At 68.1% G+C, this 13163-nt stretch carries 10 protein-coding genes; 3 read left to right on the top strand and 7 right to left on the bottom strand.

Annotation, left to right across the window (positions count from 1 at the left end; translation table 11 throughout):
• Window positions 1-109: 109 nt before the first annotated feature.
• The 7 genes from OEJ37_RS11185 to OEJ37_RS11215 form a co-directional block, all read right to left on the bottom strand.
• Window positions 110-1300, bottom strand: a complete 1191-nt coding sequence (locus OEJ37_RS11185; protein ID WP_263344313.1) for an efflux RND transporter periplasmic adaptor subunit — start codon at window positions 1298-1300, stop codon at window positions 110-112.
• A complete protein-coding gene (locus OEJ37_RS11190; protein ID WP_411859255.1) occupies window positions 1300-3159 on the bottom strand; it encodes an efflux transporter outer membrane subunit in 1860 nt (619 codons plus the stop codon). Before OEJ37_RS11190 ends, OEJ37_RS11185 begins: the two co-directional genes overlap by 1 nt.
• Complete coding sequence (locus tag OEJ37_RS11195) at window positions 3156-4103, bottom strand: glycosyltransferase family 2 protein (RefSeq protein WP_263344315.1); 948 nt, start codon at window positions 4101-4103, stop codon at window positions 3156-3158. The genes OEJ37_RS11190 and OEJ37_RS11195 overlap by 4 nt, the downstream gene beginning before the upstream one ends.
• 10 nt (window positions 4104-4113) lie before the next feature.
• Window positions 4114-5715 carry a DHA2 family efflux MFS transporter permease subunit gene (locus OEJ37_RS11200; RefSeq protein WP_174417609.1) on the bottom strand — a complete coding sequence of 534 codons (1602 nt, stop codon included), beginning with the start codon at window positions 5713-5715 and terminating at the stop codon, window positions 4114-4116.
• Window positions 5712-6995: a glycosyltransferase gene (locus OEJ37_RS11205; protein ID WP_263344316.1), complete on the bottom strand. Its 1284-nt coding sequence runs from the start codon at window positions 6993-6995 to the stop codon at window positions 5712-5714. The genes OEJ37_RS11200 and OEJ37_RS11205 overlap by 4 nt, the downstream gene beginning before the upstream one ends.
• A gap of 17 nt (window positions 6996-7012) precedes the next feature.
• Window positions 7013-7582 (bottom strand): methyltransferase family protein, encoded by a 570-nt coding sequence (locus tag OEJ37_RS11210; protein WP_175918506.1) that lies wholly within the window; start codon window positions 7580-7582, stop codon window positions 7013-7015.
• A gap of 67 nt (window positions 7583-7649) precedes the next feature.
• Window positions 7650-8552 carry an alpha/beta fold hydrolase gene (locus tag OEJ37_RS11215; protein WP_175944016.1) on the bottom strand — a complete coding sequence of 301 codons (903 nt, stop codon included), beginning with the start codon at window positions 8550-8552 and terminating at the stop codon, window positions 7650-7652.
• A 724-nt stretch (window positions 8553-9276) separates the two neighbouring features.
• On the opposite strand from OEJ37_RS11215, the gene betI reads away from it, so the two are divergent.
• From betI to betA, 3 genes are read left to right on the top strand one after another with little or no spacing between them, the layout of a single operon-like run.
• Complete coding sequence (betI, locus tag OEJ37_RS11220) at window positions 9277-9861, top strand: transcriptional regulator BetI (RefSeq protein ID WP_174417613.1); 585 nt, start codon at window positions 9277-9279, stop codon at window positions 9859-9861.
• A gap of 30 nt (window positions 9862-9891) precedes the next feature.
• Window positions 9892-11361, top strand: coding sequence for a betaine-aldehyde dehydrogenase (betB, locus tag OEJ37_RS11225; RefSeq protein ID WP_263344317.1), 1470 nt, complete (start codon window positions 9892-9894; stop codon window positions 11359-11361).
• A gap of 23 nt (window positions 11362-11384) precedes the next feature.
• The gene (gene betA / locus OEJ37_RS11230) at window positions 11385-13085 is read left to right on the top strand and encodes a choline dehydrogenase (RefSeq protein WP_263344318.1); all 1701 of its coding nucleotides are present in this window, start codon (window positions 11385-11387) and stop codon (window positions 13083-13085) included.
• Window positions 13086-13163: the final 78 nt, after the last annotated feature.

Genomic DNA, 13163 nt, shown 5'->3' on the forward strand with positions numbered 1-13163 from the left:
CGGAAATACGAAAGTCGAGCGGGAAACGACGGAGCAGCCGGGACGCGGCGGGACGCATCTCGGGTCGGACCGATCCTGATGACCGGCCCTGCCCTTTTTTCGGCGTGCGTTACCCGCCCTGATTCTCGCGGATGACCGCCGCGGCAGCCGCCTCCGCCTCGCTCGCGACGCCGTCATGCACGCGCGTGCTGACGGCCGGCGTCGGCGGCTCGCTGTCGAGCGCATGGCCATTGCGGTCGTGCGTGTCGACCGTCGCGCGCATCGACAGCCCGACGCGCAGCGGATGCGCGGCGAGATCGCGCGGATCGATCGCGATCACCACCGGCACGCGCTGCACGACCTTGATCCAGTTGCCGGCCGCGTTCTGCGACGGCAGCATCGAAAACGCGCTGCCCGTGCCCGCCGAGAACCCCTGCACGCGGCCGCGATAGGCAACACGGGTGCCATAGAGATCCGACACGACCTCGACCGGTTGCCCGACGCGCATGTGGCGAATCTGCCCTTCCTTGAAATTCGCCTCGATCCACAGCCGGTTCAACTGCACGACCGACATCAGCGGCACGCCGGGCCCGACCTGTTGGCCGACCTGCACCGAGCGCTGCCCGATCGTGCCGTCGACGGGCGCGACGATCGTCGTGCGCTTCAGGTTCCGGTACGCGAGCTTGAACTGCGCGGCCGACTGCACGACGGCCGGACTTTCGTCGACCGGCAGCTTGCTGCCGAGCGCGCGCGCGGCATCGAGCTGCGCCTGCGCGGCCGCGAGATTCGCCTGCGCGCCGGCCACCGCCGCGCGCGCACGCGCCAGCTCCTCGGGTGCGACGATCTCGACCGACGCGCCCGAGCGCGCGACCAGCGCGCGCTGCGCGAGCGACAGGTCAGCGCGCCGCGCGTTCACGGCCTCGACGTACATCGTGTTCGAGATCTTCGCGTTCGCGACCTGCCGCACGGCCTGCGCGAGCTGCGCCTTCGCCTGCGCGAACGCGACGGACGCCTCGGTGTCGTCGAGCCGCACGAGCGTCTGCCCGGCGCGCACGGCCTGCGTATCGGCAACCAGCACGTCGGTCACGGCGCCCGGAATCTGCGCAGCGACCTGCACGATGCTGCCCGCGACATACGCGTCGTCGGTGTCTTCGTAATAGCGGCCGCTCAACAGCCAGAACGCGATCCACGCGAGCGCGGCGAGCAGCACGACCGCGAAGAACACCGTGAAGCGCTTGCGGCGCGTTGCGCGGCGCGCATCGAGTGCCGGATCGTTCAGCGCGGCCGGTTGCGCGGCGGTATGAAGGTTGTCGTGGTGCATCAGTCGCTTTGCGTAACGATCAGACGATCGTGCTGAAAGACAGGGATCGCCGGCATGACCGACTGGCCCGGCGCCGGGCTCGCCGATGCCGTGCGCGCGAGAACAGGCGTACCGCGAGGCGTCGCGCCGGGGTTGGTCGCACCGACCGTCGACGGACGCGCCGCGTCGTTACGCGATGCGGTTGCGGTTGCGGGTGCGGAACTCGCCGTACCGGTAGCCGGCGGCACTGCCACGCTCCCCGGGCGCGCGTCGTTCGACGTACCCGCCGCCGCCCGATTCGCGGTCGCAGCCGTGCCGGCGGCCGCCGCGGTCGCCGCACCGCGTCTTGCCGCTCCGCTGCGCGCCTGATGCACCACCGGCGCCTGCGCAACCGTTGCGCCCGCATCGAACCCGCCGCCGAGCGCGCCGATCAACCCGACGCGCAGCGCCCGCTGCCGGCCGAGCAACGCGATCATCTGCGCGCGCTCGTCGATCAGCGTGAGATCCGCGACATCGACATCCTTCTGCATCAGCACGCCGCGCCGATGGCGGTCGGCCGCGATCTGCACGATCTTCTGCGCGGCGGCCACCGCGTCCTGCTGCTGCGTGACGAGCGTCTGCGAAGTTTGCAGCGACGTGACGAGCTGCGCGACCTGCCCGAGCGCATCGTCAACGGTCTTGTTGTACAACCCGATCGCGACGTCGGCCTGCGCGACATCCGCGCCGAGCTTCGCCTTGAGCCGGCCGCGATCGAAGATCGGCAGCGAGATCGCCGGGCCGACGGAGCCTGCAAGCGAGTCGCGCGAGAACAGCGATGCGGGTGTGAGCGCGAATACGCCGCCGAGCGCGACGAGGTTCACGTCCGGATAGAACTGCGCGCGCGTCGAATCGGCATTCGCGAACGCGGCTTCGACGCGCAGCCGCGCGGCGACGATGTCGGGCCGACGGCCGAGCAGGTCGGCCGGCAGCCGCGCCGGCACCGCGCTGCCCGCGAACGCGCCGACGCGCGGCCGCTGCAGCGAGAGCCCGCGCTCGGGGCCGCGGCCCGACAGCACGCCGAGCTGCAGTTGCGCGAGCTTGATCTGCTCGTCGTTCAGCGCGATCTGTTCAAGCAGGCGACTGCGCTTGATCGACGCGTCGCTCGCGTCGTACGCGTTGTCGAGGCCGCGCGCGGTGCGCTCGCGCAGCACGGCCGTCACCCGCTGGCTGATCTTCAGCTTCTGCTGCAGCAGGTCGCGCACCGCGTACGCCTGGTCGAGCTGGCAGTACACGGTGACGATCGCGACGGCGAGCGTGAGCCGCACCTGTTCGGCCTCGACGGCGGCCGCATCGCGCAGCGACATCAGGCTTTTCGTCGCGGCGCGGTTCTTCCCCCACAGGTCGAGCTGGTAGTTCAGCCCGACGAACACCGACGACGGCGATACGTTCGGATCGCCGAATATCTCGACCGGCACGCGATAGCCGCCGGCCGTCACGTCGGCGATGTCGCCGGGCTTCGGCATCCGCGCGCGGCTGACCGTAGCGCCGGCGGTGCCCGTCAGCCCCGTCAGCGAATCGAACTGCCGAAGCTGCGCCTGCGCGATCCGCAGCCGCGCCTGCGCGACCTGCAGATCGGGGTTGTTCTGCGATGCTTCCGTCACCAGTGCGTCGAGCTGCGGATCCTGCAACTGCTTCACCCAGTCGGGCGACGGCCACGCGCCGTTCGCGCCGGGGCCGGCCGTGTGCGCGAGCGCATCGCCGGCCGGCGCGCGCAGCGACAGCGACGGCAGGAAGCCCGACGGCACGCATCCGCCCAGTGCCAGCAGCACGGCCGCCGCCGCGATCATCGAGCCGCGTTGCACGCCACACGCCAGACCTGCCGCCTTTTTCATACGCCTCATCGTGCCCTCACCCTTGCCGAATGCGCTTCGCGCGCAACGAGCCGCGGCCGCGTGCGTTCGAGCGGGCCGAGCCGGCCGAACAGGCCATCGGCGACACCGAACAGAATGCCGGCGAGCTTCGCGCGCTTGTCGCGCTCGACGAGCGCGATCTGCACGACCTGCCACACGGTCAGCAGGTTCGGCACGATCGCCACCGGAAAGCGCAGCCCGTACTGCATCCCGAGCTGCACCGCATTGCGCGCGCTGTAGTAGCGCCGTTGCCACGAGTGATTCATCGACGTCATTTCAAAAGGGCCGATCGCGTGACGCTGCTTCGCGCCGATCCGGTGCGGCAGCACCAGCGACGGCACGACATAAAGCGGCACGTTGCGCGACAGTGCGCGGAAGCTGTATTCGGTGTCGACGTGATCGATGAACAGCGTCTCGTCGAACCGGCCGAGCACGTCGAACGCGTCGCGCGATACGACGCAGCCCGACGAGATCAGGAACGCGCAGCGCTGCAGCGGCGCGCCCGGCTCGATGCGCAGGCGGCGCAGCCCGATCCCGTTGGTCGAGAGTTCGGGCAGGAAGCTGCGCGCGTTCTCGTCGAAGATGCGCGGGCCGGCCAGGAACGCACGCCCCGCGAGCCCCGCGCAGACATCGCGCATCGCCGGGAAATACGCGGCCGGCACCGACGAATCCTGGTCGAACAGCGCAACCGCATCGATGCGATCGCGAAACAGCGCCGCGAGCCCCGCGTTGTACGCGCCCGCGATCCCGCCGCGGTTGCCGTGATGCAACAGCGCGATGCCTTCGCGCGCGCACCGGTCGCGCGCCCGCGCATCGGGCTGCGGCGTGTTGTCGACGACGAGCAACGCGTCGCACGCATGCCGCCACGCGCCAAGCGCGTCGAGCTGCGCGTCGCTCGGGTGATACAGGATCACGAGTGCGCCGAGTGTCGTCATGTTCGTCTCCTCAATGCCCGAAGGACGCCGCCGCGCCGCGCTTCGGCCGCGTCAGCCACATCATCGCCGCGAGCACGAGGCAGGTCATGCTCGCCATCCAGAACATGTCGTTCGTCGCCATCATGTAAGCCTGCTGCATCACGACCTGGTGCAGCGTCGTCAGCTCGCGCACGCCGTCCACGCCCATCGCGTTCAGCGTGTGCACGAAGCGCTGCGTGTTCGCCGACGCATGCGTGACGGATTGCGACACGACGTCGTAGTGATAGGTCGCGCGGTTGTCCCACAGCGTCACGCTCATCGCGGTGCCGAACGCGGCCGACAGCGTGCGCAGGAAGTTCGACAGGCTCGACGCGGCGGCGAGCCGGTCGTCCGGAATGCGCGACAACGTCGCGGCGGTCAGCGGGATGAAGAAGCACGGCAGCCCGATCCCCTGGATCAGCCCGGGCGCGGCGATCTGCGCGAACGTCATCTTCAGCGTGAAATGCGCGTCCCACGCGAGCACGGCCGCGAACACGAGAAAGCCGAACGTCGCGAGCACGCGCGCGTCGAAGCGGTGCGCATGCAGCCCGACGAGGATCGAGAACACGAGCGCGAGCACGCCGAGCGATGCCGTGGCGAGCCCCGCGTGAAATGCGTTGTAGCCCATCACGGCCTGCATCCATAGCGGGAACACGACGCCGACCACCGAGAAGCTCATCATCCCGAGCGAGATGATCAGCACGCAGAACGAGAACGTGCGGTCGCGAAACAGGCCGAGATCGACGACGGGGTGCGCTTCACCCGCCTCCCAGATCAGCAGCGACACGATCGCGAGCGCCGCGACCACCGCGAGCGTGACGATCAGCGGCGAATCGAACCAGCCGCGATCGTGGCCGAGATCGAGCATCGCCTGCAGCGAGCCGACACCGATCACGAGAAGCACGATGCCCGGCACGTCGATCGGGCCGGCCGCGCCGCGCTGCGCGTCGGGGCGCAGCATCGCGGTGCAGACCGCGAACGAGAACAGCCCGATCGGCAAATTGATCAGGAAGATCCACGGCCACGAGAAGTTGTCGACGATCCAGCCGCCGACCACCGGCCCGAAGATCGGCGCGAGCAGCACCGTCATCGCCCACAGCGCGAGCGCGATCGTGCGCTTGTCCGGCGGGAACGTGCGCAGCAGGATCGTCTGCGACAGCGGCACCATCGGCCCCGAGCACAGCCCTTGCAGCGCGCGGCAGATCACCAGCACGTGCAGGTCGCGCGCGAGCCCGCACAGCAGCGACGTCAGCGTGAACAGCAGCACCGCGCCGACGAACAGCCGCAATTCGCCGACGCGGCGCGCGAGCCAGCCGGTCAGCGGCACCGCGATCGCGGCCGCGACCGAATACGAACTGATCACCCACGTGCCCTGGCTGTTCGATACGCCGAGACTGCCGGAGATCGCCGGCACCGCGACGTTCGTCACGGTCGAGTCGAGCACCTCGATGAAGGTCGCGAGCGACAGCGCGAAGGTCAGCAGCGCGAGCCGGATGCCGCGCACCGGCTGCGCGGCCGGCGCGGGGGCCGGGGCCGGCGCATCGAACGCGGACGGCGCGACGGGCGCATCGTGAAGCGGCGACGCGGTGCTCATGCGCCGGCCACCGCGACATCGGCCCGCGCGGCCGCCCGCCCGCGCTTCGGCGCGAACCGTTCGATGAAATCGGCAGCCGCGCTGCAGCCGTCCGGCGCGGCGGCGAGCAGCGCACGCGCGCGCTCCGCATGCACCGCGAATGCGGGTTCGTCGAGCACGTGCGCAAGCGCCGCACCGAGACGCGCGCCATCGACCGAGCCGTCGACACGCACGCCGCAGCCGCTCGCCGCGACGCGTTGCGCGTTGTCGAACTGGTCGTGCGCGAACGGCGTCACGACCTGCACGATCCCGGCTTCGTATGCGAGCGCCGCGGTGCCGATCCCGCCGTGATGCACGAGCGCGCGGCAACGCGGCAGCAGCGTGCGCATCGGCACGAAGCGGCGCACGAGCAGCCGGTTGTCGTCCGGTGCTGCATCGTGCGGCGTCAGCAGGACCCCACGCGCGCCGGTCGTGCGCAGCGCGTCCGCCACCGCGCGCGCATACGCCGCGTGATCGACGAGCGTCGAGCCGGCCGTGAACACGACCGGTGGTTCACCGGCCGCGAAAAACGCATCGAGTTCCGCATCTTCGTCAGGCGCCGCGATATCGTTGAACAACGGAAAGCCGCTTTGCAGATGATTCGCCGGCCAGTCGGGCTGCGGCGGCGCGAACCAGCCGGGGAAAAGGCACAGCACGCCGTCGGTCGAATGCAGCCAGCGGCCGAGCACGCGCCGCGCGGGCGCGAGCCCGAGTTCGTGGCGCACCGTGTCGAGCGCGGGGCCGCATACGCGGTCGAGCACCTGCCGCTCGATCAGCGTCATCAGCGCCGACTTCACCCGCAGCGGCCAGCGCGCGGGAATCGTCAGGCGCGGGTGCGTCGGCGGCGCATGCGCGGACAGCAGCGTCGACGGCGACACCTGCACCGATACGTACGGCGTGCCGTGCAGCTCCTGCATGAAGCGCGCGGAGAACGCCCACAGCGTGCCGACGAGCACCGTATCGTCGTCGGTCAGCGCATGCAGCGCGTCGTAATGCGGGCGCAGCATCGGCGCGATCACCTGCCACAGCGTGCGGAACGACGTGCGCGGGTTCCACAGCGCTGGATTCGCCATCGCGGCCTCGTATTCGGCCGCGGTGCCGACCGGCACGAATTCGAAACCGCAACGACGCACGGCCGCCTCGAACGGCGCGTGCGTGCAGAACACGACGGCGTGACCGCGCGCCGCGAGCGTGCGCGCGACGCCGAGCAACGGATGCACGTCGCCCGCCGAGCCGATCGCGGTCACGATCATCTTCGCCATCGCGCGCCTCGCGGGAATCAGTAGAAGCCGGGAATCAGCGCCGAGACTTCGCGGCGATACTGCGTGTACGCCGGCCCGAAATACCCGGTCAGCCAGCTCTCCTCGACACGCACCTTGTAGGCGAGCGACGCGAACACGAGCAGCACGCCGATCGCGCCGCGCCATTCGCCGCCGATCAGCGCGGCACCGGCGAGCGCGAGCAGGCAGCCCGTGTAGATCGGATGACGCACGAGCGCGTACGGCCCCGTGCGCACGAGTTCGTGGTCTTCCTTGAGCGTGACGGACACGCTCCAGTTCGTGCCGAGATGCAGTCGCGCCCACACCGAGAACAGCAGGCCCGCGACCAGCACCGCGAGCCCGCATTGCGCCTGCAGGCCGAAGCGTTGCCAGTCGGGCACGAGCGCCTGCCATGACGGATCGGGCAGGATGATCAGCGCGCCGCCGACGATCAGCGGAATCGACTGCAGCGTGCGCGAGCGCGATGCTTCCTTGCGCACGGTCGTCTTCACGCCCTGCGACGTGGCGATCCAGTACGCGAGCCATGCGGCCCAGGGAACGACGATGGCGATGGTCTGAACGATATTCACGGCTGGCCTGCCTCGTTGGGATGGGAATTCGGATGCGCGGGCCGGGCCCGCGGCACGACGTGCGGCGTCACGACGACAGCGCGTGCATCGGCGCCGGCACGCACGCATGCGCGGCGGCGCGCGCCACGCCGGCCGCGACCGGCGCCCCGTCGCAGAAGAAATCGAGCAGCGCCGAGCGCGTGTATTCGCGCTGCGCGCGGCCCTCGATGTCGAGGAAATGGCCGGCGTCCGGCACCGTCGCGAACCGCGCGCGCGACACGTGCGCGCCGAGCTGGCGAACGTCGGCCGGCGTCGTGTATTCGTCGCGCTCGCCGTTCAGGAACAGCAGTTCGCAGCCGATGTTCGAGAACTCGCTGAAGTAGCGCTCGGGCTGCAGCGACAGGATCTGGTCGACGTGGAACGCGACCTGGTCCTGCTCGTCGCGCGGCAGACGCGTGAGATACCGGTAGTTGTACAGCTTCATGATGCGCGGCAGGTAGCGGCCGACGGTATCGTTCAGCAGCTGCGCGGCCTTCAGGTTCTCGCCGGCCGCGATGTGATCGCGTGCGCGCGTCACGTAGTCGACCATCGCGTCGTTCAGGAACGGCGAGAACGAGCAGATCGCCGCGCGCCGCACGCTCGGGCAGCCGCGCGCGAGCGCGAACAGCGATGCAACGCCGCCCCACGACACCGACACGAGGAACGCCGGCGCGAAGCGCTCGACCAGATGCTGGAGGATCGCGGCTTCGTCGTCCTTGGTCAGGATGAAGCAGCCAGGGTTGTGCTGGCGCGACTGCCCCGCGTACGGCAGGTCGAAGCAGATCGTGTTCATCCGCTCGCCCAGATACTGGACGGTCTGCCCGAACGACGCGGTCGTCGCGAGCGCGCCGTTGACGAGCATCGCCGTGTCGAATGCCGGGTCGAACACGTTCCGTTCGACGTAGACCTTCAGACCATTCGGCAGCGGGACCACGTGTTTTTCGGTCGGCATCGTCGTTCTCCGGTGGATGCGGCGTCTCGACGTCGCGGCATGCTGCAGGTGCGCAATGGCTGGCGCCGGCCCCGCGCGCGGTGCGGCGCCGCGCCCATTGCCGACGCACCGCGGCAAATGCCGGCGGCGCTCATTCATTCCTCGTGGTGCGGCGCCATACTAATACGGACAATATTACTGACTCAAGTCACCCCAACGATTCCCTCTACTCGACCCGGGAATACGCCGGATTCAAATTCTTTCATCATTTTTTATGGTAAACGCGATCAAATTAAACGCGACGGCAATCGTTTGCGAGCAATCTGACTCACCGTTCAAAAATCAAATATTTCCCTTTATATTCATACAGATGTCGCATTTAAATCATTCGATTTAAACGGATTTTATGACATTGCCGATCTTCATGACAGGAACTCACAATTTCACATCGCGGAGAATATTGCAGACCTCCACACTCTTTCGTTTTGTAATAGAAACGAAGCCGGAAATTTTCCGCCGCATTGCATCACCTTTTCACAAACCGTTTTAAACAAACTCCAACTTATTTAATCTCCTTTCAATTCATTTTTCCGCACCTGCACATCGCGGCAAACGGTCGGTCCGCCGCACTGCCGAGCACTCCGCCACCGTCCGACCCCTATTTTTTTGTTGATTGAACGTTCAATAAAAAACCGCTAAGCTCTCGACTTCCATGGATTGGCCCGCCCGGGCGAAGGGAGTCGCGATGCCGAAAGTCGGAATGCGGGAGATTCGCCGCGCGCAGTTGATCGACGCCACGCTGCGTTCGATCGACGAAGCGGGCCTGCCCGGCACGACGCTCGCATCGGTCGCGCAACGCGCGAAGATCTCGACGGGCATCGTCAGCCACTACTTCGGCGACAAGGACGGCCTGCTCGAAGCGACGATGCGGCACGTGCTGCGCGACCTGTGGTCGGCCACCACGCGCCGTCGCGTGGCGGCCCGCAAGGATCCGCGTTCGCGGTTGCGCGCGGTCGTCGCCGCGAACTTCGACGACACGCAGGTCAGCGCGCCCGTGATGAAGACCTGGCTCGCGTTCTGGTCGCAGAGCATGCACGACCCGATGCTCAAGCGCCTGCAGCACGTCAACACGCGGCGCCTCCATTCGAACCTGTGCGCCGAATTCGCGAAGGCATTGCCGCGCAAGAAGGCGCGCGAAGCCGCCAGCGGCCTCGCCGCGCTGATCGACGGCCTGTGGCTGCGCGGCGCGCTCGCCGGCGGCCCGATCGACACCCGGGCGGCACTGAAGCTCGCCCACGATTACATCGACCTGCTGCTCGCGTCCGACTGACGCTACGCAGTCGCCCTCAAGGAGATCCTCATGTCCGTATTCGGTTTGCAGCGCCTCTACATCGGCGGCGGTTACGTCGACGCCACGAGCGGCAAGACTTTCGACACCTTCGATCCCGCCACTGGCGAACTGCTCGCGCAGGTGCAGCAGGCGAGCGCGGCCGACGTCGATCGTGCGGTTGCGTCCGCGCAGGAAGGCCAGCGCGAATGGGCCGCGATGACCGCGATGCAGCGCTCGCGCATCCTGCGCCGCGCGGTCGACCTGCTGCGCGAGCGCAACGACGAGCTCGCGGCGCTGGAAACGCGCGACACGGGCAAGCCGATCGGCGAGACGCTCGCGGTCGACATCGTCACCGGCGCGGACGTGATCGAGTACTACGCGGGCCTCGCGACCGCGATCGAAGGGCTGCAAGTGCCGCTGCGCGCCGATTCGTTCGTCTACACGCGCCGCGAACCGCTCGGCGTGTGTGCGGGCATCGGCGCATGGAACTACCCGATCCAGATCGCGTGCTGGAAGACGGCGCCCGCGCTCGCCGCCGGCAATGCGATGGTGTTCAAGCCGAGCGAAGTCACGCCGCTGACCGCGCTGAAGCTCGCGGAAATCTATACGGAAGCCGGCCTGCCGGCCGGCGTGTTCAACGTCGTGCAGGGCGACGGTTCCGTCGGCGCGCTGCTCACGGGCCACCCGGACATCGCGAAGGTGTCGTTCACGGGCGGCGTCGAGACCGGCAAGAAGGTGATGTCGCTGGCCGGCGCATCGTCGCTGAAGGAAGTGACGATGGAGCTCGGCGGCAAGTCGCCGCTGATCGTGTTCGACGATGCGGACCTCGACCGCGCGGCCGACATCGCGGTGACCGCCAACTTCTTCAGCTCGGGCCAGGTCTGCACGAACGGCACGCGCGTGTTCGTGCACCGCTCGATCAAGGACGCGTTCACGCAGCGTGTGCTCGAACGCGTGAAGCGCATCCGCGTCGGCAAGCCGACCGATGCCGATACCAACTTCGGCCCGCTCGTGTCGGCTGCGCAGCTCGACAAGGTGCTCGGCTTCATCGAAAGCGGCAAGGCCGAAGGCGCGAAGCTGCTCGCGGGCGGCACGCGCCTGACCGACGGCCACTTCGGCAGCGGCCAGTACGTCGCGCCGACCGTGTTCGGCGATTGCCGCGACGACATGAAGATCGTCCGCGAGGAAATCTTCGGGCCGGTGATGAGCATCCTCGATTTCGAATCGGAGGACGAAGTAATCGCCCGCGCGAACGACACGCACTACGGCCTTGCTGCCGGCGTCGTGACCGAGAACCTGTCGCGCGCGCATCGCACGATCCATCGCCTCGAAGCCGGCATCTGCTGGATCAACACGTGGGGCGAATCGCCGGCCGAAATGCCGGTTGGCGGATACAAGCAATCCGGTGTCGGACGCGAGAACGGCATCACGACGCTCGAGCACTACACTCGGATCAAGTCGGTGCAGGTCGAGCTCGGCCGCTACAACCCGGTGTTTTGATTCTTGAAGGAGGAGAACCCGTCATGACGACACGCGAATACGACTACATCATCTGCGGCGCAGGTTCCGCGGGCAACGTGCTCGCAACGCGCCTGACGGAAGATCCGGACGTCACGGTGCTGCTGCTCGAAGCGGGCGGCCCCGACTACCGCTTCGACTTCCGCACGCAGATGCCGGCCGCCCTCGCCTATCCGCTGCAGGGCCGCCGCTACAACTGGGCGTACGAGACCGACCCCGAGCCGCACATGGACAACCGCCGGATGGAATGCGGTCGCGGCAAGGGGCTCGGCGGCTCGTCGCTGATCAACGGCATGTGCTACATCCGCGGCAACGCGCTCGACTACGACAACTGGTCGACGCACAAGGGCCTCGAGAACTGGACGTATCTCGACTGCCTGCCGTACTTCAAGAAAGCCGAGACGCGCGACGTCGGCCCGAACGATTACCACGGCGGCAACGGCCCCGTGTCGGTCACGACCAGCAAGCCGGGCGTGAACCCGCTGTTCGAGGCGATGATCGACGCGGGCGTGCAGGCCGGTTATCCGCGCACCGACGACCTGAACGGCTATCAGCAGGAAGGCTTCGGCCCGATGGACCGCACCGTCACGCCGCGCGGCCGACGCGCGAGCACCGCGCGCGGCTATCTCGACCAGGCGCGTGCGCGGCCGAACCTCGAGATCGTCACGCACGCGCTCGCCGACCGCATCCTGTTCGACGGCAAGCGCGCATCGGGCGTCACGTACCTGCGCGGCAGCGAGCGAGCGACCGCGCATGCGCGCCGCGAAGTGCTCGTGTGCAGCGGTGCGATCGCATCGCCGCAACTGCTGCAGCGCTCGGGCGTCGGCCCCGGCGCGTGGCTGAAGGAACTCGACATTCCCGTCGTGCTCGACCTGCCCGGCGTCGGCCAGAACCTGCAGGACCACCTGGAGATGTACATCCAGTACGAGTGCAAGGAGCCCGTGTCGCTGTACCCGGCGCTCAAGTGGTGGAACCAGCCGAAGATCGGCCTCGAATGGATGCTGAACGGCACCGGCCTCGGCGCGAGCAACCACTTCGAGGCGGGCGGCTTCATCCGCACGCGCGACGACGATCCCTGGCCGAACATCCAGTATCACTTCCTGCCGGTGGCGATCAACTACAACGGCTCGAACGCGATCGAGATGCACGGCTTCCAGGCGCACGTCGGCTCGATGCGCTCGCCGAGCCGCGGCCGCGTGAAACTGCGCTCGCGCGATCCGAACCAGCATCCGAGCATCCTGTTCAACTACATGGCCGAAGCGCTCGACTGGCGCGAGTTCCGCGATGCGATCCGCGCGACGCGCGAGATCATGCGGCAGCCCGCGCTCGACCGCTATCGCGGCCGCGAGCTGAACCCGGGCGCCGACTGCAAGAGCGACCAGGAGCTCGACGCGTTCGTGCGTGCCCGCGCGGAGACCGCGTTCCATCCGTCGTGCTCGTGCAAGATGGGTTACGACGACATGGCGGTGGTCGACGAAGAGGGGCGCGTGCACGGGCTGGAAGGCCTGCGCGTCGTCGATGCGTCGATCATGCCGATCATCACGACCGGCAACCTGAACGCGCCGACGATCATGATCGCGGAGAAGATCGCCGACAAGATTCGTGGGAAGCAGCCGCTCGCGCGTGTGGACGTGCCGTATTTCGTCGCGAACGGCGCGCTCGCGCGCGATGTCGCGAAGGCCGTGAGGCAACCGGAGACGGTCTGACGACGGCGGGCGTGCTGCCCGTCTTCGACTGATGTACGAAACGCCGCTGACGATTGCCGTCAGCGGCGTTTTTCCTTT

Source organism: Burkholderia sp. BKH01 (genome assembly GCF_025685725.1).
Classification (GTDB): Bacteria; Pseudomonadota; Gammaproteobacteria; order Burkholderiales; family Burkholderiaceae; genus Burkholderia; species Burkholderia pyrrocinia_C.

Coding starts and splice junctions, on each gene's coding strand:
- OEJ37_RS11185 (WP_263344313.1), bottom strand. CDS start 1,300: ATGCACCACGACAACCTTCATACCGCCGCGCAACCGGCCGCGCTGAAC.
- OEJ37_RS11190 (WP_411859255.1), bottom strand. CDS start 3,159: ATGAGGCGTATGAAAAAGGCGGCAGGTCTGGCGTGTGGCGTGCAACGC.
- OEJ37_RS11195 (WP_263344315.1), bottom strand. CDS start 4,103: ATGACGACACTCGGCGCACTCGTGATCCTGTATCACCCGAGCGACGCG.
- OEJ37_RS11200 (WP_174417609.1), bottom strand. CDS start 5,715: ATGAGCACCGCGTCGCCGCTTCACGATGCGCCCGTCGCGCCGTCCGCG.
- OEJ37_RS11205 (WP_263344316.1), bottom strand. CDS start 6,995: ATGGCGAAGATGATCGTGACCGCGATCGGCTCGGCGGGCGACGTGCAT.
- OEJ37_RS11215 (WP_175944016.1), bottom strand. CDS start 8,552: ATGCCGACCGAAAAACACGTGGTCCCGCTGCCGAATGGTCTGAAGGTC.
- betI (WP_174417613.1), top strand. CDS start 9,277: ATGCCGAAAGTCGGAATGCGGGAGATTCGCCGCGCGCAGTTGATCGAC.
- betB (WP_263344317.1), top strand. CDS start 9,892: ATGTCCGTATTCGGTTTGCAGCGCCTCTACATCGGCGGCGGTTACGTC.
- betA (WP_263344318.1), top strand. CDS start 11,385: ATGACGACACGCGAATACGACTACATCATCTGCGGCGCAGGTTCCGCG.